At 51.5% G+C, this 21,592-nt stretch carries 19 protein-coding genes and 1 pseudogene; 10 read left to right on the forward strand and 10 right to left on the reverse strand.

All coding sequences use genetic code 11. The features are described from left to right. Positions 1 to 129: 129 nt before the first annotated feature. The 3 genes and pseudogenes from HH215_RS20740 to HH215_RS20750 all read right to left on the reverse strand — a co-directional run. Positions 130 to 1,002 (reverse strand): annotated as a pseudogene (locus HH215_RS20740) (IS3 family transposase); the annotation flags it as partial. An 11-nt stretch (positions 1,003 to 1,013) separates the two neighbouring features. Continuing rightward, positions 1,014 to 1,304: a transposase gene (locus tag HH215_RS20745; protein WP_169280726.1), complete on the reverse strand. Its 291-nt coding sequence runs from the start codon at positions 1,302 to 1,304 to the stop codon at positions 1,014 to 1,016. Between the two features lie 376 nt (positions 1,305 to 1,680). Further along, positions 1,681 to 2,862 (reverse strand): IS256 family transposase, encoded by a 1,182-nt coding sequence (locus HH215_RS20750; protein WP_169281627.1) that lies wholly within the window; start codon positions 2,860 to 2,862, stop codon positions 1,681 to 1,683. A gap of 148 nt (positions 2,863 to 3,010) precedes the next feature. Here HH215_RS20750 and HH215_RS20755 point away from each other — a divergent pair, with 148 nt between their 5' ends. From HH215_RS20755 to HH215_RS20765, 3 genes are read left to right on the forward strand one after another with little or no spacing between them, the layout of a single operon-like run. Continuing rightward, positions 3,011 to 3,289 carry a hypothetical protein gene (locus tag HH215_RS20755; protein ID WP_169281628.1) on the forward strand — a complete coding sequence of 93 codons (279 nt, stop codon included), beginning with the start codon at positions 3,011 to 3,013 and terminating at the stop codon, positions 3,287 to 3,289. Between the two features lie 54 nt (positions 3,290 to 3,343). Beyond that, complete coding sequence (locus HH215_RS20760; protein WP_169278257.1) at positions 3,344 to 3,703, forward strand: helix-turn-helix domain-containing protein; 360 nt, start codon at positions 3,344 to 3,346, stop codon at positions 3,701 to 3,703. A gap of 17 nt (positions 3,704 to 3,720) precedes the next feature. Beyond that, the gene (locus tag HH215_RS20765; RefSeq protein ID WP_169278256.1) at positions 3,721 to 4,605 is read left to right on the forward strand and encodes an IS3 family transposase; all 885 of its coding nucleotides are present in this window, start codon (positions 3,721 to 3,723) and stop codon (positions 4,603 to 4,605) included. Positions 4,606 to 4,864: 259 nt separating this feature from the next. Here HH215_RS20765 and HH215_RS20770 read toward each other — a convergent pair whose 3' ends face one another. Further along, entirely contained in the window at positions 4,865 to 6,022 is a 1,158-nt protein-coding gene (locus HH215_RS20770; RefSeq protein WP_169281629.1) for a DUF3900 domain-containing protein, read from the reverse strand. Positions 6,023 to 6,186: 164 nt separating this feature from the next. Here HH215_RS20770 and HH215_RS20775 point away from each other — a divergent pair, with 164 nt between their 5' ends. The 3 genes from HH215_RS20775 to HH215_RS20785 all read left to right on the forward strand — a co-directional run bounded on the left by HH215_RS20775 (position 6,187) and on the right by HH215_RS20785 (position 9,179). Then, the gene (locus HH215_RS20775; protein WP_169281630.1) at positions 6,187 to 8,157 is read left to right on the forward strand and encodes a dihydroorotate dehydrogenase; all 1,971 of its coding nucleotides are present in this window, start codon (positions 6,187 to 6,189) and stop codon (positions 8,155 to 8,157) included. A gap of 139 nt (positions 8,158 to 8,296) precedes the next feature. Further along, entirely contained in the window at positions 8,297 to 8,962 is a 666-nt protein-coding gene (locus HH215_RS20780) for a hypothetical protein (RefSeq protein WP_169281631.1), read from the forward strand. A 73-nt stretch (positions 8,963 to 9,035) separates the two neighbouring features. Next, positions 9,036 to 9,179 carry a DUF4023 family protein gene (locus tag HH215_RS20785; protein WP_169281632.1) on the forward strand — a complete coding sequence of 48 codons (144 nt, stop codon included), beginning with the start codon at positions 9,036 to 9,038 and terminating at the stop codon, positions 9,177 to 9,179. 192 nt (positions 9,180 to 9,371) lie between these two features. Here HH215_RS20785 and HH215_RS20790 read toward each other — a convergent pair whose 3' ends face one another. From HH215_RS20790 to HH215_RS20805, 4 genes are all read right to left on the reverse strand, one after another. Further along, positions 9,372 to 10,193, reverse strand: a complete 822-nt coding sequence (locus tag HH215_RS20790) for a DUF4362 domain-containing protein (protein ID WP_169281633.1) — start codon at positions 10,191 to 10,193, stop codon at positions 9,372 to 9,374. 123 nt (positions 10,194 to 10,316) lie between these two features. After that, positions 10,317 to 10,667 carry a DUF3243 domain-containing protein gene (locus HH215_RS20795; RefSeq protein WP_169284502.1) on the reverse strand — a complete coding sequence of 117 codons (351 nt, stop codon included), beginning with the start codon at positions 10,665 to 10,667 and terminating at the stop codon, positions 10,317 to 10,319. Between the two features lie 159 nt (positions 10,668 to 10,826). Beyond that, complete coding sequence (gene def / locus HH215_RS20800) at positions 10,827 to 11,345, reverse strand: peptide deformylase (protein ID WP_169281634.1); 519 nt, start codon at positions 11,343 to 11,345, stop codon at positions 10,827 to 10,829. 114 nt (positions 11,346 to 11,459) lie between these two features. Continuing rightward, the gene (locus tag HH215_RS20805; RefSeq protein ID WP_169281635.1) at positions 11,460 to 12,680 is read right to left on the reverse strand and encodes a helix-turn-helix domain-containing protein; all 1,221 of its coding nucleotides are present in this window, start codon (positions 12,678 to 12,680) and stop codon (positions 11,460 to 11,462) included. Positions 12,681 to 12,945: 265 nt separating this feature from the next. On the opposite strand from HH215_RS20805, the gene HH215_RS20810 reads away from it, so the two are divergent. From HH215_RS20810 to HH215_RS20825, 4 genes are read left to right on the forward strand one after another with little or no spacing between them, the layout of a single operon-like run. Further along, positions 12,946 to 14,031 carry a sulfonate ABC transporter substrate-binding protein gene (locus HH215_RS20810; RefSeq protein ID WP_254450164.1) on the forward strand — a complete coding sequence of 362 codons (1,086 nt, stop codon included), beginning with the start codon at positions 12,946 to 12,948 and terminating at the stop codon, positions 14,029 to 14,031. Between the two features lie 59 nt (positions 14,032 to 14,090). Then, the gene (gene ssuD / locus HH215_RS20815; RefSeq protein ID WP_169281636.1) at positions 14,091 to 15,278 is read left to right on the forward strand and encodes an FMNH2-dependent alkanesulfonate monooxygenase; all 1,188 of its coding nucleotides are present in this window, start codon (positions 14,091 to 14,093) and stop codon (positions 15,276 to 15,278) included. After that, entirely contained in the window at positions 15,250 to 16,029 is a 780-nt protein-coding gene (gene ssuC, locus HH215_RS20820; protein ID WP_169281637.1) for an aliphatic sulfonate ABC transporter permease SsuC, read from the forward strand. Before ssuD ends, ssuC begins: the two co-directional genes overlap by 29 nt. Before the next feature lie 51 nt (positions 16,030 to 16,080). After that, on the forward strand, positions 16,081 to 16,854 hold the full coding sequence (locus HH215_RS20825) for an ATP-binding cassette domain-containing protein (protein ID WP_169281638.1): 774 nt from the start codon (positions 16,081 to 16,083) through the stop codon (positions 16,852 to 16,854). A gap of 285 nt (positions 16,855 to 17,139) precedes the next feature. Here HH215_RS20825 and HH215_RS20830 read toward each other — a convergent pair whose 3' ends face one another. Beyond that, positions 17,140 to 19,422, reverse strand: coding sequence for an ATP-dependent DNA helicase (locus HH215_RS20830; protein ID WP_169281639.1), 2,283 nt, complete (start codon positions 19,420 to 19,422; stop codon positions 17,140 to 17,142). Positions 19,423 to 19,507: 85 nt separating this feature from the next. Continuing rightward, positions 19,508 to 21,571, reverse strand: a complete 2,064-nt coding sequence (locus tag HH215_RS20835) for a sensor histidine kinase (RefSeq protein ID WP_169281640.1) — start codon at positions 21,569 to 21,571, stop codon at positions 19,508 to 19,510. Positions 21,572 to 21,592: the final 21 nt, after the last annotated feature.

A 21,592-nucleotide genomic window follows, 5' to 3' on the forward strand; every position in this document is an offset into this window, starting at 1 on the left:
GCGAAATAGCGGTGCTCAGCACCCTTATGCCGCCGAAAACACGCTCGCAGAGCGAAATAGCGGTGCTCAGCACCTGGAGTTGTCAAAAAAAGTGCAGTTTGAAAACACACTCATACGGAACCCCCGTTGCTACGCTGCCTTTGACAGCATTCTTTCACGATAGATAGCTGGCGGCCAGCCCCCTGGATTAGAGGTGTAGATCCGCCGCCTGTTGTAGTAGACCATGATGTACCTGAAGATGATTGATTTAATATAGGCCATCGGATAGTGCTCCGTTCGGATCTTGTACAGCTTCTCTTTCTTTAACGTAGCAAAAAAGCTTTCCATCCTTGCGTTATCATAGCAGCGCCCCGTGCCGCTCATGCTTTGAATGGCGCCGCAGTTAGCCAGACTCTCACGGAAAGCTTGGCTCGTAAACTGGCTGCCTCGATCGCTGTGATAAATCATTCCGCGGGCATTTCTTGCTTTACAGGCATTCTCAAAGGCTTGGATGCAGAGTTCCTTGCGCATGTTGTCGTCCATGGCGAGGCCCACGATCTCTCCGTTGAAACAATCCAGTACCGCGGATAGATATAGCTTGCCGTCCGAACAAGGGACTTCGGTGATATCCGACAGCCACTTTTGGTTGGGTGCTGTGGATTTAAAGTCTCTCTGGATCAGGTTCTCGCTCTTTTGAGCAGCGGCATCCTCGCGTGTAATGCCGTTTGGATGACGCTTGGCTTTCTTCAGCAGACCGTGCATCTTCATGATGCGATAGACGGTGCTGTAGCTCGTCGTGATCTCTATTTGTAACAGCGCCAGCAGTATACGCTGGACGCCGTAGTTACTGTTGTCGTCATGTTCTCCAATGATGTCTTTGATTTTGACCAGAAGACGTTGCTGCCGCTCCTGTTTGGGCGTAGGCTTCAAGCTACGGTAATAGCCCGATTCGCTGACAGCAAGTACTTCGCACATCTCCTTGACGGTCCATCGATCCCGTCGTTTACAGATGTAAAGATAGAGCTGGCATGCCTTTACCGCTTCCGGTCTTTTGCGAAAAAACCGAGTGCATCCTTGAGAATTTCATTCGCTCGGCGCAACTCGCCTATTTCTTTTTCTAATTCGATTTCTCGCGCAGTCTTATCGGCAGATGCATAAGCGCGTCCGCTCCCGATATGCGCTCCGTCGCCGTGCAGGGTTCTTTGCTTTCTCCATCCTTGCAAGGTGTGGTAGGCTACGCCCAACTGCTCGGCGGCTTTCTTTGGTCCAATTTCATCGCTCAATCTGACTGCTTCTTCTTTGAATGCTTTGTCGTACTGATTCATTGTCTCTCGTCCCCTCGTCAGCTTTCATTTTATTTCATACGAGGGTGTTTTTCGACTGCATTTTTATCGTAGCACTCCAACCCTTATTCCGCCGAAAACACACTCGCAGAGCGAAATAGCGGTGCCCAGCACCCTTATTCCGCCGAAAACACGCTCGCAGAGCGAAATAGCGGTGCTCAGCACCCTTATGCCGCCGAAAACACACTCGCAGAGCGAAATAGCGGTGCTCAGCACCCTTATGCCGCCGAAAACAGGTAGCGTCAAGTAGTCTGTGTAGTAGGTCTATCCATCGGGACGATGGATAGAAAAAATCAATTTGTTTAAGGTCGTGTGACTTGAGGCGCGTAGCTCATGCGAAGGCGCGGGAGCTACAGCTTTAAGTCTTTTGTCTTGAATATTTCTCAGTGTACATCTTCTCAAATGCTGCTTTGGTGTCTGGGTCTACAAAGCCTCGAATTGCTCTTCCGCACCATTTCTCATTGTAGTCTAGGGATTGGAGGTAGATGATTTTCTCTGCTGCTTCAATGTTAGTTAGACTATTCATTGGCTTCAGGCGCTTGCGTAACTCTTTGTTCGTCCGTTCAATGGGGTTCGAAGTGTAAATCGCAGGTCGTGTGAGTGCTGGGAACTTGTAGAAGGTCAGTAACGTCGGTAGTTGTTCCTCCCACGACTTCACTTCCTTCGGATATTGCTTGCTCCATTTGGCTTTGAACCCATCGAAGACCGCCAAAGCTACATCGCCATCAAATGCCGTGTATACACCCTTCAAATCTTCGAGAAACTCGGTTTTATCGTTGACTCGAATTTTTGGAAAGGTACTTCTCACTTTATGGACGATACAATGCTGCACATCGGCCTGAGGATACACTGCTCGAAAAGCTTCCTCAAGTCCAGGTAGCCCGTCAAAAACGCCAACTAGCACTTCGGTTGCTCCGCGGTTCTTTAAGTCAATTAAGACCTCTTTCCAAACGTTAGAACTCTCTTGGCCACCGACGTAAAATCCTAGAATTTGACGTATCCCTTTCTCGTCGATACCCATGACCAAGTAAACAGCCTCGCTACTGACTGTATTACGTTTGAGCTTAACATAGAGCCCGTCCAAATAGATAACGGAGTAGCGTTTCTCTAGCGGGCGCTTCTGCCACTGTTCGATGTCCTCCATAACCGTCTGAGTAATGTTACTGATGGTGGTCGGAGAATACTGAGTACCGAACATGCTCTCGATGAACTTGGCAACTTCGCGTGTGCTCATTCCGCCTTTGTACATATAAATGATGGCCTCTTCCAACCAGCCTTCTCTACGTTGGTAGGGTTGGAACAAACGCGTTTGAAAAGTGCCTTTACGGTCGCGAGGAACTTGGAGTTCGTTTATGGTTCCGTAACGGGTTTGGAACGTACGCTTGTAGTGACCATTACGACTGTTTCGCTGATCCTGTTGCTCGTTAAGCATGTAGTTCTTAATTTCTTCACGCATGAGCAGTTCTAGCTTCTCCTGCAACAGCTTTTTTACAGCATTTTCAAGTAGATTGTCGTACGCATTTTCGGATATAGTAGTCATCGAGTAGGGCTCCTTCTTGGTGATGTCGTAATCCCGAGGATACCCTACTTTTTTGTTGCCTGTTAAGGCTCCAAATGTTGGTACACAGACTACTTTACATCATCCGAAAACACACTCGCAGAGCGAAATAGCGGTGCTCAGCACCCTTATGCCGCCGAAAACACGCTCGCAGAGCGAAATAGCGGTGCTCAGCACCATTATTCCGCCGAAAACACGCTCGCAGAGCGAAATAGCGGTGCTCAGCACCCTTATCCCACCGGAAACCTGCTCGCAGAGCGAAATAGCGGTGCTCAGCACCATTATTCCGCCGAAAACACGCTCGCAGAGCGAAATAGCGGTGCTCAGCACCCTTATTCCACCGGAAACCCGCTCACAGAGCGAAATAGCGGTGCTCAGCACCCTTATTCCTATTAAGCCCCCTAAATGAATTGGAGAATGGCTAGGGAAATAAGGTAGTATTTCATTAGGGGGGCGAGCGGAAATGAGACAGCGAAATAATGCCTTTAAGGAAGTACGTTACAAAGCAGCACAAGAGGCTCTTGCGGGAATGAAAGCAGGCGTGCTGGCCAGAAAGTATGACGTGACTCCGAAAACAATTAGAGCATGGGTAGTGGAATATCAAGAGACGTTTGGGGCAGATTCATTGCCAACGATCGACGAACGAGTTATGGAGTCCAAGCGACTTGCAGATCTGGAAGAAAAGTACGAGCGTGCATTAAAGGCGTTAGGGCAAAAAGAGTTAGAGATCGAGGTGCTGCGCGAACTCGTAAAAAAGACGAACCCTGCCTCAATGACAAACTCGACGTTGCCCAGACGTTCATTGAGCAGGGACATACAGTAGCTAACATCTTAAGCATTGTGGGGGCCGCGTCTTCGACGTACTACGAACGAAAGAAAGCATCACGTGAGGATACAACTACAGAAACAAAAATGCCACTCCGAGGACGCCCTGTAACTAAGCATTCTCTAACGGTTTGCGGAAACGTAATAAGTAATGCACAGATTGAAGAGTGGTTAATGGAGCTGGTGTCTGGCGAAGAGCATAGCTACGGCTATCTGTTGTTAACAGAATGCTTACACGTACAGCGCCAACTCATCATCAATAAGAAAAAAGTGTACCGCCTCTGTAAGAAGCTCGGTATTCTTCATCCGCAACGACGTAAGAAGGTTCACTATCCAAGGCGCCTAGCACGCAATCACACGATAACAGGTTCCAACCAAGTCTGGCAGCTCGATATTAAGTATGGATACGTTGCGGGGTATGATCAGTTTTTCTACATCGCAGATATGATCGACGTTTACGATCGCAGTATCGTCGGCATCCATATCGGTACGAATTGCGAAGCCAAACACGTATGCGAAGCTGTGAAAAAGGCGTTACAGTCACGTCTAAAGCCCGAAGAGAGCAAGCCGATCATTCGCACCGATAACGGCCCCCAATTTATCAGCAAGGCGTTTGGAGAGTTATGCGAAGCAGAGGGAATTATGCATGAGCGCATTCCTCCAAAGACACCTAATATGAATGCATACATCGAGTCCTTTCATGCCACCCTTGAGCGAGATCTGCTTGGAAAAGAGAGCTTTGAATCTTTTCAGGAGGCACACGAAGCTGTACGGAATTACATTGATTTTTACAACAACCGCCGCATGCACAGAAGCCTGGGAAAACGGTCCCCAACGGCTTTCATGAAGTGGGTGGAGCAAACGACTGATTCTTTAGAAAAGTACACTCGAGCCGTTTAAGAATCGAAATCCTGAGGAAAACGCTAGTAAACCAAGTATTTTTACGACAGCAACGTATTTCATCAGTAATACTCCGGATTTAGGGGGTCTAACCGATTCCACCGGAAACCTGCTCGCAGAGCGAAATAGCGGTGCTCAGCACCCTTATCCCGCCCGATTCCCGCTCGCAGAGCGAAAATTAGCGGTTATCTCCTAACCCCCCGCAAGCGAGCCCCGCCCTACCACTCTCGCTTCCGCCGCAAGAGAAATATCCCTTTCCTCAATCCAAAGCCGGAGCTTCGCCGCTCGCCCTTCTGCGGGTACCGTTGCCGAGACGACGCAATACCTCTTGCATCTCTTCCGGGTGAAGCAGCTCGATCGGCGATACCCCCTTATCGAATTGAAAGTTATCCCCTTCGATCAGGACGACGTAACGACCGTTCATTCGCGCAATGTGGATGTTATTCCCGTAATCATCCATGTGCCCCTTGATCGTGACGTCGTCCAGCTTGAACTTGAGCTCCAGATCAGGCTGCAGATCAATGATCTGCTTGGTCGCTTCCACGACGCGCTCGTGAGGCCACTTCTCCTGAAGCTCGCGTTTTTCCCCGGCCGCCCACACGTCGAATTGCTGCTTTTCCTGCCTCATCGCTACGACCTCTTCGGTCTCCGGCGAAGCCCCGTCCGCTTCCGCATCCTCGACGTTATAAGGAATATCCGCGCCCTGCCACTTTTTCTCCATATATTGGTGAACCATCTCCATCACCTGGTCGGCGACGATCTCCGGCTTCGATTTCTCATAGCTGACGAACTTAAGAAAATCCTCGAAATACCTGGCATGGGACGCCTGATGAATTTTCAGCTCCCACTCCTCCAAAATGCCTTCTTCGGGCATATGGGGATATTGAATGGACTTAATATTTTTCGCGTTAATCGCCATCTCCACTTGGGAGATCAGGCTCTTCTCGTCGGACACGCGCGCGATCTTCGTTTCGAAATCGCATTTGAACAGGAAGAGGAACGGATCGTCGTACAGTTCGTTCAGCTTAGCCGTCGCGAGCACGAAAGCGCCGCCCCTGACCGAATTCGTATCCATATAGATCCGCAGCAGATCGTCCCCGCAATTGTGGAACTCCGCTTTGTCCGCCGCCGTCCTGAGACGTTGAAACAGGTTATAGTTAGGATTGCTGGTCAAATCGTGCCCGGGCTCCACGATGAACCGTCCGATCTTCGTCGGCACCTGCTCCGATACGGCATTGATCTCGGCTTTTCTTTTGGCGATTCGCTTAAACTCCCCGTCCAGGAACAATCTTAGCTCGCTATCCTGATACTCCTCGTGGGTCAGCGTTTGATAATGCTTGTATTTCTTAGGGCCATCCGGATCGGACCCTTCATTCTGAATAACGAAGAACGATAAATATTGAACGGCAAATTTCATAATCGGCTCCCATTCGGCTTACCCGTTATCGTAAATCCTAACCGAATATTATCAGGTTCGTTATCCAACGACAACCTCTAAGTCGGAATACGATCTCTAGCTTCCGCCTCCGTTTATTGTAATATGATATACTCTTTCTGAAAATAAAGCTGGGAGTTGAGCGCGTGCCGGATTGGTCTTATCAAACCTTGTTTAAGCCTCTGTTGTTTCGGTTGCCCTCCAGGGTCGCCCGCAGCTTGACGCTGAACGCGATGAGAAGAGTCAGCCGCCTCCCGGGCGGAACGCTTCTGATCAAAACGCTAGGCCACATGGAGCCTTCCCCTCTATTGGAAAGCCGTATCGCGGGAATCCCCGCGCCTACGCCGATTGGATTATCCGGAACCGTCGATCCGCAAGGAATCGCTCACAAAGCCGTCTCCCAATTCGGCTTCGGGTTTATTGAAATCGGTCCCGTCACGCTCCAACCGATCGTTAACTCCGCCCCCATTATTAATGAGACGCATCGGGAAACGATAGAGTACCCCTCCGAATACGAGAACGACGGATTGGAGAAAATGCGCCGGATAATCGAGGATCCGGACCACTCCCTCCCCCAATTCGTTCGCATTGCCCCTATGCCCGGCGCTGCCATCGATCAGGCTATCGACGAAATCGTCGAACTCCTTCAATCCCTGTCCAAGACGCCCGCCTCCGGTTTTTACATCGATTTTTTATCGAACGATCGAACGCTGGACGAGAATCTCCGGCTCTTGGAACATTTTAAACTTCGGGCCAAGCCCTTATTCGATAGGAACAAGAAGCCCTTATTCCTATATATCCCGCTTGATTATAACGACGATTGGCTCAGCCCGGGAGTAGCCGAAACCGATCTACCAATATGGTCCGGTTATGTTGTTGGCCACTCCCTCCATCATGATGAAAATAACCATGTCCATATAGGTCTTGCAGGCAAGCCTCTCGCTTTGTCCAAGGTCAGCCAGCTTAGAACCCTCGTCTCCAAGGATAGCATTATTAAAGTATCGTCCGGCATTCACGAGCCGCAAGACGCGCTCGATATGCTTCATGCCGGAGCTGACAACGTCCTCTTGAATAGCGGACTCGTATACTCGGGTCCGGGATTGCCGAAGCGTATTAATGAAGCGATTATCTATGATCGGTTAAAACATACCCCACCGCCGGAACCCCCTTCGTTCTGGAAACATTGGGGATGGATGTGCCTGCTCGGAATCGGAATGATCGTCGGCGGAATGATCGCTTGGTTGATCGCCGCCTCGTCGGTCGTATTGCCCTACGACGAAGATTTCCTCGGGATGTCTCGTCATGAGCTGCAGCAGATCAACGAACATCTCCTTCATTTCATGTCCCACGACCGGATTACATTGGCGGGGACGATGCTATCTATAGGCATCCTTTATTATCGCTTGGCGAAATACGGACTGAAATACAGCCAGCACTGGGCGCGAACGGCATTAATGACCTCGGGACTCGTCGGTTTTCCTAGCTTTTTTCTCTATTTGGGCTACGGCTTCTTCGATCCGATTCACGCGGCCGCAGCTGCCATCCTGCTCCCCATGTTCATACTCGCAATGCGCAGAAATCCCGATCAGCCCTCATATAAACCCGTGAATCTGCGGAATAGCCGCGAATGGAGACTCGCGATGTGGGGACAGCTGTGTTTCGTCGTCTTGGGGATCTCTCTTAGTATTGGCGGAATCGTCATCGCTACCGTCGGAGTAACGAACGTATTCGTTCCTCAGGACTTAGCTTTCATGGGAGTTACGCCCGAACAGTTGGACATCGCGAACCCCCGCCTCATCTCTCTAATCGCGCATGACCGGGCAGGTTTCGGCGGCGCTTTGTTCTCCAATGCCGTCATGCTCCTCATCCTCGCGTTGTGGGGGCTGCAACAAAACCACCGCTGGCTCTGGTGGACTTTGCTTGCCGGCGGTTCTCCCGCATTCATTGCGGGCTTAAGCGTGCATTATCATATCCGTTATACGGACTTCCTTCATTTGTTGCCTGCGTATTTCGCTTTCGCGCTTTATATTGCGGGGTTGATTCTGCTCTATCCCTATTTAATGGGAAGTCGCCAATCGACATTTTCCCCGAACGAACAAACCATGACTATTACATGACCAAAACAGTGACGACGGTAACTTACTGGCGTTACAACCGATGAAATATAATAACTCTCGACGGATCTGATAGAAGCCTTTGCAGTGCACGGCAAAGCTTCCTCAATCGAACGTATACAAAAAGGAGTTATTAATAGTCATGAAAAAATCTACTCGTTTTCTTACCGCATTCGCGCTGATTTGCGCACTGATGGCCCCCTCCCTCGCATACGCAGCCGAGGAAAGCAAAGAAACCGCTCCTCCGGAAGTTAAACCGATCGAAGCGACCCTAACCAAAGAAGGCGGCTTTGCCGCGCTTCAAATCGGCAAGCAAGTATTCGTCTACAACAAGGACGGTCAGCTGTTTCAAACGAAGGGAAAAGAGCGTATCGGCGAATTGAAGGATCTATTCGTCATTCCTTACGGCCCGGAGAAAATTCCGATGATCCTGATCAAGAACGACAAGAACGGTTATATGGTGTTCAGCGATCTATGGCCTAAAATCGTACCGGGCAAGGAAAAAGACACGACCGACGCCTACTACAGCGGCCGCATCCACACTTCGGCCCGCGATAAGGTCGTTACCAGAACAGGCCATCACTATGCCGAGAAAATCGGCGATGAAGTGGTCGCCTATACCGCCAACGATTTTGACGATCTCAAGAAAGGGTTCCATGAATCCATCCGCGTGAAAGGCGAGCTTAGAGGTCTGATTCTGTACGATTGCTGCCCTTACCTGGTCGTAGATGACGGCAAAGAAACTCTTTCCGTCTACCACGCCGGCGAGAATGGTCCTGAGTTGGCTAGCTCCATCGAATTCAAGTAATTTCAATTATTATTCGCCCGATTGGGAATAGTATGAAGGTGATCTCAACTTTCTAGGAGGGACCCTCTTTCTCATGGACGACACGAGCGAATTTGTAGCTAAACTGCACGATACGCAACGCAAGGATAAGATGAACCGACAACGGCAAGGACGCGGAGACTCCAGCGAGAAATCCGGCCAGAAGTTGCCGGGCAAGCAACATAGCACGAACAAGTAAGTCCTTATAGTTTCACGATAAAGCCCGGTCGCTCCTCAAGAGCGGCCGGGCTTTTCCATCTCCATTAACGCGGTAGATATCGGAGTCGTCCGAATTCGCCCTCAATAACTCCAATGCTCATAAACCAAGGCCGCCCGACGGGCGACCTTGGTTGTCATGATCAGCAATCAGCGATCACCAACCGGTAATCGGTCACCCTCCCGCATTGGGAGTAAAGGAGAAACTGGGTATTTCGCTGTCGCACTTCGATAACGTGAATCGTCCCTCTTCTTGTTCTAGGTTTTTGCAATAAGTTGTTAGCCTGTTGGGGGAACCGAAATGGTCCATCGTATTATCGTAAGTATACCGAATGGCCTGCCCGTCGAAGAACAGGTCCTGAAATATCGGATCCCCTTCAATGGTATAGGAAGTGATTTGAACATCGCTTGGCGTTCCTTGTTCCATCTTCTCGAGGAATCGAGTCCAATTGGCCGAATTAATAATTTTTCCGTGCACGTTCACGACATCGCCGTTACTCTCCGCCTGCTCCGAGGTGTAAGGCATCATCCCAATCAGCTCGCGAAGGTAATCCGTATCCTCTGCAGCCATCGTATATCCCGTGCCCGTGTCGGCTACATACGTGTACAAGCCCTTGGCGCCCTTACTTAGTCCGATCCATATATGAAAAGTTTCCTGACCGGCCTCTGTCGCGAATGTCAGATCATACTCCGGCCTCGCGATATCCAACTTGCCTTCGATCTTCACCGCCTTACGGAAAGCTTGAACAAATCGCGCGATATCGGCCTGTTTCGTAAAGGTGCCCAAGACGGAAGGGTTCACGCTTCCGAAGCGTTGAGAGCGACTTATCGTAACTTGTTTCACTTCGACTTTACCCCAGTTTACGAGCTTGATATCGGCCGGTTTCGGGATCGGGTCGTTCGACAGCGTGTGCGGCCGAGGGCCGGAATTCGAATTGGCCGAGCTACATCCAACCACGGAAATAATAAGTCCTAGCATTAATATTATTCTAATCATTCTCATGCACCCCCATTGGAACAGACGCCGCGGACTGGTAATTTGTTGCAAGCCCGCTTGTAAAAAACTGCCGAAACCGTTCCAAACTCGGAACGGTTTCGGCAGCCTTCCAATATTACGGAGTCAGTGTTTATATTGCGTCTGCGCAAGACGCACGAGCATATGCGCCAACATATGACGCTCTTCCGCGGTCCCGACTTTCCACAATTCCTGAAGAAGCAACTCCTCGTGATTACGAGGCTCTTCATGGCTTGCCAGGTAGTCGGCTACTTTCTGAGCGATGATCGCCATCTGCTCTTCTCCCATGCCGATGCTCTCCGCCATTTTAATCCGCTTGTTCAAATAGCCTTTGAATTGCTCGAAATCTCCCAAGATTCGCTCCCGCTCATCGGTGTCTATCTTCGAGATCGCATCGTCGACCTTGTTCGGATCGATCTCTCCGTCTTTGTTGACGACATGATTGTGCTCGGCCATTCCATCGCCTCCCAGAGTCAATTGATCATGCCTTAACATTGTAACCGTGCCGTCTTCGTTTGAACCGCGAACGGCAAAAAAGCCCAAAGCCGTTATCGCCTTGTAGCCCATGCCGGACATTGCGCCAATCTCGATCAGCCTCACGCCTTTAAATCGAACCTATAATCCCCTATTCGACTGTCTGACGACTTCCAGCAGACTGATTTTACGCTGCGTCTGATCTTCGTACAGCCACGGCTCTTGAACATGGTCAATAAACAAGACCCCGTTGAGATGGTCGATTTCATGCTGGATGCATCGGGCCAGAAAGCCTTCGCCCGCGAGCTCAACCCTCTCGCCTTGCCGATTAAGCGTCGTGATTCGGACGTGATTCGCCCTTTTCACGAAGCCGTGATAACCCAAGAAAGACAAGCAGGCTTCGGCGCCTTCCTGCTCCCCGCTCGCTTCGATGATCTCGGGATTAATCAGCTCTATTAACCCTTCCCCGCAATCCATCACGATTACCCTTCTCAGGATTCCGACTTGAGGCGCCGCCAACCCCGCGCGACCATCCGTTGCGTAAAGAGTCTCGGCCATGTCATCCAGCAGCTTGATGATTTTCGGCGTGATCTCCTCTACCGGTCTAGCCTTCTTGCGCAATATAGAGTCTCCGAAGGGTATAATATTCAATACGGACATCTCACGATATGCCCCTTTCATCCACAGTTTTCGCGATAACGCTTTTCCGCGCCTACTATATCACATATGCGAATGTTCCCTCAACGGTTATTTACTCCGGCTATATTACCCCGCTTAATATAGAATTTCCCGGGACCACTCGCCGGGTAGCGGCGTATCCGGGAGACCGGGAAGCTTCAAAGCTTCAGCCGCGTTTTGCAAATAATGTTTGCCGAGAGCGAACCCTTCTCCATGTCGAGACTCGCTTCGGGCAGGCAGCCGATCCGATTGAACTTCGCTTAAGCGATTCAAGGTTTGCAGATCTCGATTATACAAGGAAGCATCCCAACGAATCTGCGATAATACGCCCGCTACGATCGCAACCGGAAATCCGCTTGCATCGGAGATGATCTTCGCCGCCCGGGCGGGTTCGTTCCGAATGAAGTCGTGAGCCCGTAGATGCGCCTTCAAATAAGCGATAACGACGTCTTCGTTTCCTTGCGCCCAATTGCCGTCAGCCATCAATCCGGTCAAATAATCCCCGCCGATTCCTTCCGACAGTACGGGTATGCCGGCGCCTATCGATTGTATCCAACTAAGGTAGGGCTCCCAGAGAACGCTTGCCCCTACTTCTTCCGCCATAATCCCGTTTAAACATTCTCCCATCGTGCGATGCTCCACCGGCTCGGACGTAATCCCGAACGCTTCCGACCACTCTCTAAGCCGATAGGACGCGCTGGAGTTGCCCACGGTTGCGATGGCGACGCCGCTCAGTTCCTCCGGCCGATTAATCGCGCTGCGGGAAGGGACAACAAGCGATATGCCGCCCCCATTGCGCGTCTTGCCGTCGAACGCCAGGAAAAGCGGATTAAATCGCGATAAAATATGGCTAAGCGCACGGCTCGCGATGATCGGGTAGTCTCCAACGGAGGCGATCTGAACGTTACCCCCGATTAACTGTTCCACGAGTTCCATGCCGTTAGGGGCATTTAACCATCTTACTTTGTACTCGGTGGAGGGGCTTGATATCCGAAGTTCCTCATCGAAAGTTCCGAGGCTCTTAATCACTAAGGTGCTCCACAATAAAGCGGCTCCGCTTTGATAACCTACCGTAATCACTTGGGCAGAAGAAGATGCCGCCGATTCGTATTTCCGAGCCTCTTGATCTTCCGCCTGCGTTCGAGAGTGAAGATGTACCCAAGCTTGCAGCTTGTTTTTGTCGATCCAGATTTCTTTGCCTATCTTAATATGAGGCAGTTTTTTATCCTTGCGCCAACGGTCGATGGTTGCCCGGCTGACGCCCAGAATATCCATTGCTTCCTGCAAGCTTAATAGATCGAAACGCTCCTTTGGCATCTCCGCACCTCGTTGCCTGTTTTTTAATTCATACTATTATTATTGGAATAATAAGTTATTCTTATCTTAAAGGAAAACTACGCAAACTTCAATCCTCATGGAAGAAATTGGTTATCTCACTCATTATTCCTCATAGCTCCTCATCTCTTCTCATTGTATTGACACTGAAATATAGGGATGCTAATTTCATCTTAATAAAACTTAGTAATTACATTGGAATTATGAGTTTTTAAATGATACTTATTCTAGAGGAGTAGTGACGGTCATGAAAAGCACGAATCGGATAAGCAACAAAGGAGTACGCGGGGCGATCGCCCTTGCACTGGTAGTAGCGTTAATGTTGTTGACCGCTTGCGGCTCCAACAACAATTCGAACAACGAGGGCTCTTCCGGCTCGAGTACGATCACGAGCGCAAGCCCAAGCTCGGGCTCCGCTAGCCCAAGCGCAGAAGCAGCCCGCCCATCCGCGGCTGAAACTCCTTCCGCCGAAGTCAACAAAACCGTTCGCATCGGCTATCAGAAGTACGCTTCGATCAATATTTTGAAAGAAAAGGGCGGCTTGGAAGAGAAGCTCAAGGAAATCGGCTACAAGGTCGAGTGGACACAGTTTCCCGGAGGCCCTCAATTGCTGGAGGCCGTGAATGTAGGCAGCATCGATTTCGGGAACGTCGGCGAAGCGCCTCCGATATTCGCGCAAGCGGCCGGTACGCCCCTTATCTATTTGGGACACTCTCCCGCAAGCCCGAAGGCGGAAGCCATTCTCGTGCCGGAGAATTCCCCGATCAAGACGGGAGCCGATCTGAAGGGCAAGAAGGTCGCTCTGAACAAAGGCTCCAACGTTCATTACCTGCTCGTGAAGTACTTGGAGAAGGAAGGCTTGAAATACTCCGACATCGAGGTCGTATTCCTTCCTCCCGCGGACGCAAGAGCCGCATTCGAAAGCGGCAACGTCGATGCATGGGTCATCTGGGAGCCGTTCTACTCCGCCGCTCAATTGGCGACTAAAGCTCGCGTCTTGGCAGACGGCGAAGGCCTTGTCGATAACTACGAATATTATTTAACGACCCGTACGTTCGCGGAAAACGATAAAGCGGCGATCGACGTCCTGCTGCAGCAATTAAACGAGAGCGACGCTTGGGCCAAGGAGAATTTGCCGGATGTCGCCAAATTGCTCGCTCCCGCCCTCGGATTAGACATTCCATCCTTGGAGCAGGCACTGTCCCACCGCGGATTCGGCGTAGAACCGATCACCGAGGATATCATAGCGGCGCAACAAAAAATCGCCGATGCGTTCTTAGAACTTAAACTGATTCCAGCGGCGATCAACATCAACGATGCCATCTTGAAATAAGCACCCTGCTGCGTCACGTCCCACCCCACCTACCCTACCTAGGATTGAGGAGATCGTATATGGAATTATTCTGGTTTATCCCCCTGCATGGCGACGGCAGATATTTGGGAACGTCCGAAGGAGCGCGAGCGGTCGACTACGATTACATTCGGCAAATCGCGCAAGCTGCCGACCGGCTAGGTTATCACGGCGTTCTTGTCCCTACCGGCAAAGCTTGCGAGGATGCGTGGATCGCCGCATCCTCGTTGATCTCGTCCACAAGCCGACTGAAGTTTCTCGTTGCCGTTCGCCCGGGTCTCATGTCCCCTTCGGTCGCCGCCCGGATGGCATCCTCCTTCGATCGATTCTCAAACGGCAGGCTGTTAGTGAACATCGTCACGGGAGGGGATCCTCACGAGCTCGCCGGGGACGGGATTTTCCTATCGCATGGCGAGCGATACGAGCAAACCGACGAGTTCATGACGATCTGGCGGCGCCTCATGCAGGGCGAACAAGTGAGCTACAACGGCAAGCATCTGCGCGCAGAGGAAGGAGAGTTACTCTTCCCGCCTCTTCAGAAGCCTTATCCTCCCGTTTACTTCGGCGGCTCTTCGCCCGCGGCGCAGCAAATCGCCGCGGATCACGTCGACTTCTACCTGACTTGGGGCGAACCTCCGGAGGAAGTCGCCAAGAAGATCGCCGAAGTACGCAAGCTTGCGGAAGCAAGCGGAAGAACGGTCAAATTCGGCATCCGGCTTCACGTTATCGTTCGGGAAACGGATGAAGAAGCTTGGGCCGCGGCCGACCAACTAATCCGATACGTGGACGATGAGACGATCGAGGAGGCGCAACGCATTCTCGCCCGGTACGACTCCGTCGGTCAGAAACGGATGTCCAGCCTGCATAAGGGAGATCGGTCCGCGCTCGTCATCGCGCCTAATCTATGGGCCGGCATCGGACTCGTGCGCGGAGGAGCCGGAACCGCGCTCGTAGGCGACCCGCGGTCCGTCGCGGATCGGATGCTGGAATATTACGAGCTTGGCATAGAGACGTTCGTTTTCTCCGGGTATCCGCACTTGGAAGAAGCCTATAGAGCCGCGGAACTGCTATTTCCCCTGCTCCCCTTGAAGCTTCAAGATCAGCATGCGCATTCGTCGGCAATCGAACCTCTCGGCGAGCTCGTGGCTTACAACAAACGCCCGGGAAAAGTAACCGGCCCGCAAGGCGGAGGAGCGACTCATGAACTTGTTCAGCAAAATCGTAAATAACCGGTTCGCGCCGGCCTATGTCCCTATTCTCGTCATTGCGGTATGGCAGCTTCTAGGCCAGTTCGGATATATCTCAACCCGTACGTTGCCGACTCCGCTCAAAGTAGCGGAAGCCGGCTTTGCGCTTATCAAGTCGGGAGATATTTTTCGCTATATCGGCGACAGTACGCAAAGAGCATTCATCGGACTAGGCATTGGCGGAGGCATCGGGTTCGTATTGGGGCTGCTCAACGGAATGTCGTCCGTCGCCAACAGATTACTGGACAGCACGCTGCAGATGGTCCGCAACGTCCCCCATCTCGCCCTCATTCCGCTGGTCATCATTTGGTTCGGGATAGATGAGAGCGCCAAGATTTTCTTAGTTGCGCTCGGGGTTTTCTTCCCGATCTACATGAACACCTTACATGGCATCCGCTCTATCGACCCCGGGTTGATCGAGATGGCCAAAGTGTACGGACTTCGAGGTTTCGCGTTATATCGCGAAGTGGTTCTGCCCGGCGCGATCTCTTCGATTTTGGTCGGACTGCGCTATGCATTAGGTTTCATGTGGCTAACCCTCATCGTGGCCGAGACGATCTCGGCCGATTCCGGTATCGGATACATGGCCATGAACGCCCGGGAATTCATGCGGATCGACATCGTCGTGTTCGCGATCATCATTTACGCCGTTCTTGGAAAACTGTCGGACTCCGCGGCCAAATGGTTGGAGCATAGGTTGCTGCAATGGAATCCGAATTACGCCAAGCGCTAGCGGAAGTTAGGGAGAAGACGTGAACGAATGAGTCAAGAGGGAGCACAACGCATGGGAAATCAAATTTCGTCGGGGGCTCGTCTCCGCGTTCGAAACGCAACCAAGAAATTCGAGGATAAGAGCGTATTGCAGGGTGTCGACCTTGATATTCCGGCAGGTCAATTCGTCGCCATCATCGGGCGAAGCGGTTGCGGAAAAAGTACGTTGCTACGATTGATCGCAGGGTTGGATAGTCCGACCGAGGGCGAACTCGCGGTGGATGAAGACCCTATCCAGAGCATCCGCGAGGATACGCGAATGCTCTTCCAAGACGCGCGGTTGATGCCTTGGCGAAGAGCCGTCGAGAACGTGCAAGTCGGCGTCAAATCGAAGGATAAGGGCAAAGCTCTGGATGCCCTGGAGCAAGTCGGCCTTGCCGATCGCGCGCATGACTGGCCCGGCGTATTGTCCGGCGGACAGCGCCAACGCGTTGCCCTGGCAAGAGCGCTTGCCGGGTCGCCGCGATTGCTGCTGCTCGACGAGCCCTTGGGTGCGCTCGATGCCCTTACCCGCATCGACATGCAGGAGTTGATCGAGGGCTTGTGGAGCGATCAGCGCTTCACCGCCGTTCTGGTTACCCACGACGTCAGCGAAGCGGTTGCTTTAGCCGATCGCGTAATCCTAATCGAGAACGGGCGTATCGCTCTCGACCTAGACATCACGCTAGACCGGCCGCGCGAACGGGATAGCGGCTTCGCTCATTTCGAGAAGCTCATACTCGATCGGATTCTCGAGCGCAACGAAAGCGATTATAGCAGGAACAAGAAGCTAACGTATTCGATATAACCCGAGCGGTGGGGACGACGCGGACGGCGGCGCACTGCGACCACACGCCATTGTCGCATTTCGCGACATTGACCGCTGTATTCCCGCGCCCCAGCCCGCCATTGTCGCATTTCGCGACATTGAGCGCTGCTTACCCGCGACCCAGCCCGCCATTGTCGCATTTCGCGACATTGAGCGCTGCCTTCCCGCGCCCCAGCCCGCCATTGTCGCATTTCGCGACATTGAGCGCTGCTTTCCCGCGCCCCAGCCCGCCAATGTCGCACTTCGCGACAATAAGCTGAGGACTCACCCCCGCCACTCCTCCGGCAGCAACCGCGAATACTGCGGCTGCGTATACCGGTCGTCGATGAGCGCGAGCACTCCCCGATCTTTATCCGAACGGATCAGCCTTCCTCCTGCCTGCAGCACTTTGTTGATGCCGGGGTATACGTAGGCGTAATCGAAGCCGTTACGCCCTTCTTCGTCGAAATAGCCCTTAATCAGATTCCGCTCCAAGCCGATCTGCGGCATTCCGACTCCCACTACCGCCACTCCGCTCAACCGATCGCCCACCAGGTCGATCCCTTCGGAGAAAATACCTCCCATCACCGCGAACCCGATCAACGTCCGGTCGTTATCCGGGGAGAAAGCAGCGAGAAATCGCTCCCTTTCCTCCTCCGACATATCGGGCGTCTGCAGCAAAGTAGGCAGCGTTTCTTCATTCGCGGCGACAAATTCCCCGTAAACGCCGTTCATGTACTCGTAAGAGGGGAAGAAGATTAGATAATTGCCGCGCCGCTCCATCGTCAATCGCCGCAGCTCGTTCACTAGCCGAGCCTTCGTCCGCTCCCGATCCGCGTATCTCGTAGACAGAGGCACGATCGAAACCTCCCACTGTTCCTTAGCGAAGGGCGATCCAAGCGTCACGGAATAGTCCTCTTCCTCCGCTCCTAACATGTCCATGAAGTAGTTTAACGGGGACAGCGTCGCGGAGAAGAACACGTGCGAACGAAAGCCCTTCCCCATCTGTCTGAGCAGATAGGCCGGGTTCAGACAAAACATTTTCAACCGAACATCGTTTCGGGTCATCTCGGTATAGGTGATATAGCTATCATCATAAAGCTTGCCGATTCTAATGAAGCTCATAGCGTCGAAGTACGTTTCCAATAACGTCGCGTTTCCCATATCCGAACCGCTTCCCGCAAGCTCCCGCTCCGCCTGCACGGTAAACTCCTCGACCAACTCCAGCAACTCGTCCGGCTTCTCTTTCGTAACGATAACCTGCCCATTCCCCTGTTTCTTGCATGCGATAAACCACTTGTTGATCGCTTTGGCGGCGGCATGAATCTCTTTGCGAACCCCTTTGAACTCCCGCTCCAGCTCCATAAAATTTCTCTTATCCAACGCGGCGGAATACATCTCCCTTGCTCGGTCGATCAAGTTATGCGCCTCGTCCACCAATAGAACGGTCTGATGCTTATGCTCTCCCGTCATCCTTTTCAAGGAAACTCGCGGATCGAATACGTAGTTGTAGTCGCAAATAACCGCATCCGCCCCATATGCCGCATCCAGGGACATCTCGAATGGACAAACGGAGTGCTTACGAGCGTATTTCTCGATAACTTCCCGATTCATTAGCGTTTCGTTGCCCAGCAAATCCAGAATCGCGCCGTTAATCCGATCATAATAACCGTCGGCGTAAGGACACTTATCCGGTCGACAATCTACTTCGTCTTGAAAACAGATCTTGTCCTTAGCCGTAATCGTGACGGAACGCAGATGAAGCCCTTGAGCTTTCATGAGCGACAAGGCATCCTCCGCAGCCAATCTCGTTATCGTCCTGGCCGTTAAATAGAAGAGATGCTGAACCTTGCCCAGTCCGATCGCTTTAATCGTCGGATACAAAGTCGATATCGTTTTCCCGATGCCCGTCGGAGCTTTGGCGAACAATTTCCGCCCTTCGTCGATCGACTTGTACACAGAGCCGACAAGCTTCCTTTGTCCTTCGCGGTATTGAGGGAAAGGAAAAGGCAAGCCGGCGATGCTTATGTCTCTAGATTCCCGGTTACGTTCAAGCAACCGCGCGTAAGGAGCATAGCTTTGGACGATATCCGTGACGTAGCGCTCCAGTTCCTCCATTCCGACCTCTTGCTCGAATCTTCGTTGCTCCTCCGTATCCACTTGAACATAGGTCAGCCTAACTCGAATGCGATCCAAGCCTTTATCTTTGGCGAACATGTATGCGTAAAATTTAGCCTGCGCCCAATGAACGGGATACGAATCCTCCGCCGTCATCGCTCCCACGTCTCGCGCCGTCGATTTGATTTCGTCGATCGTTATGCCGCCATCCTCGCCGACAAGCAGCCCATCGCAGCGTCCGTCCACGACGAAAAGGAGTTCCTCGTAAGGAATCTCCGCGCTCACGTATACTTCCTTCCGATCCGACTCGCCGTACTGCTTTTGTATTTTCTGATGGGCTTTCGTACCTTCCGCAAGGGTACTCCATGTCCGAAATCCGGAATCGAGGCTGCCACCGCGAAAAACGTACTCGACTAAGCCCCTTACGGAAAGAGCTATCAAATCTGGCATTTCGCGATATCCCCTAACAACAAAAGAACGTTTGTTCCTCTATTGTATCATAATTCGCCCGGACCTTTCGGGAATACCGCCGCCTTCATTTTGCCAAACAATCCTTATCGTTCCTGATCCGATCTTCTGCATTCAATGGCTCCAAGGGCAAAGCAAAGAAAAAACGGCTTCCTCCGCCTTCTATGCTTTCCACTCCAATCTTCCCTCCATGCCGCTCGACGATTGCCTTCGCAATGGCTAGCCCTAAGCCGCTCCCGGTAGAAATCCCCGTTTGACCTCCCCGATTAGAACGGTTAAATACTTGATTGATATGCTCCGCGGCGATTCCTTCGCCGTTATCCTTTACGCTTATCCGTATTTCTTGCAAACCTAATACCGCTTCAAGCTTAACTACGCTACCGGAGGGCGAAAATTTGCAAGCGTTATGAACCAGGTTGGAAAGCACTCTGCGAATGCTATGCTGGTCAATCGTCAGCTCTCCCCGGCCTTCCGCGGATATGCTCGACTCGCATTGCCTGCCGGTCATTCGTATATCTTCAGCTTGAATGCCGAATTCACGTTCTATCCATTCCCGAACCTGGACGGTGTCGACCGTCGCATCGTTCTGATTTTGATCATATCGGCTAAGCTGGAACAGATCGTCTATAAACCGGGTAATGTAGAGAACCTTCTCGTAGATTTTCTCCAAGTACTTGTTCTTATCCCCCGGCTCGACTTCAATTCCGAGGATCATCGCGCGAATTCCCCCTTGCACGACGGTTAGCGGAGAGCGGATGTCATGGGAAATGTTCTGCAACAGCTCGTTACGCTCCTTCTGGGATTGTACGAGCTTCTCCGTGCGCTCTTCAACGGTGAACTCCAGTTCTTCGTTCCAACGCTCCAACGTCCGGACCAGCTTCTCTTGGTTGGCGATCATCTGCTGCTGCGCCTTCTCTTTTTCCATCTGGTTTTGTTTGGCTTGGTAAGACAGCGCGAATGCCAGTATGATAAATTCCGCAATGGAACCCATTTGATACCCGTAATGGGTAAGCGTGCTAAAATCCATTAAGCTAAACGTATAGAGTACGGAAGGCAAGGCCAAACCGATAATCGCAATGAGCCCGAGAACGGTATACCTCGCCGCACGATTCCCTTTATACACGCTCCTGAAAATAGCTATGGATAGCACGACGGTTACCAGCATTTCATAATAAATAGCAATAGAGGAGAAACCCGGCCAATGAAACAGTAATCCCGCGAGTATCATAGGCGAAATCACGTAAAGCATCCTGAATGCGGAGCGCATAAGCGGAGCATACGTTTCCAATTGCAGAATTTTATCCAGAAACAGAAGCACGAACCATAGGCAAAAGATAAAGAGAAACAAGAATACGCCTTCGTAGTTATTAAATAGATCAAGCAGAAGAGTAAGAAGCCAATGGTTCGGTCCGAGAATCTCTTGCAGCAGCCCGTTCCACACGAGTTGAGATAACGCGAAGAATCCGAGATATATCGAGTAATACAGATAAGTGATTATGCGCATGAATATAAACATGGCGAATATATATGCAGCCATAAGCAACACGAAACCATAGTACAAGCCGAACAAAATATATTCATTCCGCTGCTGATCCCTGAACGCGTTCTCCTCCAGTAATTGAACCGGCAAAATCATGGAACCGTCCGTAGTCGCCCTCATATAGAGCGTTATCGATTGATTGGAAGGCAGATGAATCTTTTGCGACCAGTAGTGATCCGGAATTCTGTTTTCGACTTCTTCCCTTATAAAAATATCAAACTCGTCCACCACCGGGTTCATTAAGCGCAATACCCACTGCTCGCGAGCGGATCGGTTCTCGAAAGTTACCCTCATCCAATAGGTTTTGGCGGATAAGCCGAAGGCCGATTGTCCCGACGCGGGCCGATAACGATCACTAAAGGACGGGGAAGCCGCTTCTTCGAATGTCCACTTTCCTTCTTCATCCGGAAGAACATCCATCTGCAGGTTAACCCAATACTCCTTCATGTCATCGGTCAACGTCATCCGATTTACGGGAGCAGGGACCGACTTTTCGGGCGCGAAATAGATCCATATCATCGCGACGCCCGCGAGAAAGGCCAATAGGGATAGAAGAAACAACAAGTTTTGCTCCGTGATTGTCTTTCTCATCTTACGACCCTCTAACGAGCA

This window comes from Cohnella herbarum (assembly GCF_012849095.1).
In the GTDB taxonomy this organism is placed as follows: Bacteria; Bacillota; Bacilli; order Paenibacillales; family Paenibacillaceae; genus Cohnella; species Cohnella herbarum.

Coding starts and splice junctions, on each gene's coding strand:
- HH215_RS20760 (WP_169278257.1), top strand. CDS start 3,344: ATGAGACAGCGAAATAATGCCTTTAAGGAAGTACGTTACAAAGCAGCA.
- HH215_RS20780 (WP_169281631.1), top strand. CDS start 8,297: ATGAAAAAATCTACTCGTTTTCTTACCGCATTCGCGCTGATTTGCGCA.
- HH215_RS20825 (WP_169281638.1), top strand. CDS start 16,081: ATGGGAAATCAAATTTCGTCGGGGGCTCGTCTCCGCGTTCGAAACGCA.
- HH215_RS20755 (WP_169281628.1), top strand. CDS start 3,011: ATGCCGCCGAAAACACGCTCGCAGAGCGAAATAGCGGTGCTCAGCACC.
- HH215_RS20745 (WP_169280726.1), bottom strand. CDS start 1,304: ATGAATCAGTACGACAAAGCATTCAAAGAAGAAGCAGTCAGATTGAGC.
- def (WP_169281634.1), bottom strand. CDS start 11,345: ATGTCCGTATTGAATATTATACCCTTCGGAGACTCTATATTGCGCAAG.
- HH215_RS20795 (WP_169284502.1), bottom strand. CDS start 10,667: ATGGCCGAGCACAATCATGTCGTCAACAAAGACGGAGAGATCGATCCG.
- HH215_RS20805 (WP_169281635.1), bottom strand. CDS start 12,680: ATGCCAAAGGAGCGTTTCGATCTATTAAGCTTGCAGGAAGCAATGGAT.
- HH215_RS20835 (WP_169281640.1), bottom strand. CDS start 21,571: ATGAGAAAGACAATCACGGAGCAAAACTTGTTGTTTCTTCTATCCCTA.
- HH215_RS20790 (WP_169281633.1), bottom strand. CDS start 10,193: ATGATTAGAATAATATTAATGCTAGGACTTATTATTTCCGTGGTTGGA.
- HH215_RS20830 (WP_169281639.1), bottom strand. CDS start 19,422: ATGCCAGATTTGATAGCTCTTTCCGTAAGGGGCTTAGTCGAGTACGTT.
- HH215_RS20770 (WP_169281629.1), bottom strand. CDS start 6,022: ATGAAATTTGCCGTTCAATATTTATCGTTCTTCGTTATTCAGAATGAA.
- HH215_RS20750 (WP_169281627.1), bottom strand. CDS start 2,862: ATGACTACTATATCCGAAAATGCGTACGACAATCTACTTGAAAATGCT.
- ssuD (WP_169281636.1), top strand. CDS start 14,091: ATGGAATTATTCTGGTTTATCCCCCTGCATGGCGACGGCAGATATTTG.
- ssuC (WP_169281637.1), top strand. CDS start 15,250: ATGAACTTGTTCAGCAAAATCGTAAATAACCGGTTCGCGCCGGCCTAT.
- HH215_RS20810 (WP_254450164.1), top strand. CDS start 12,946: ATGAAAAGCACGAATCGGATAAGCAACAAAGGAGTACGCGGGGCGATC.
- HH215_RS20785 (WP_169281632.1), top strand. CDS start 9,036: ATGGACGACACGAGCGAATTTGTAGCTAAACTGCACGATACGCAACGC.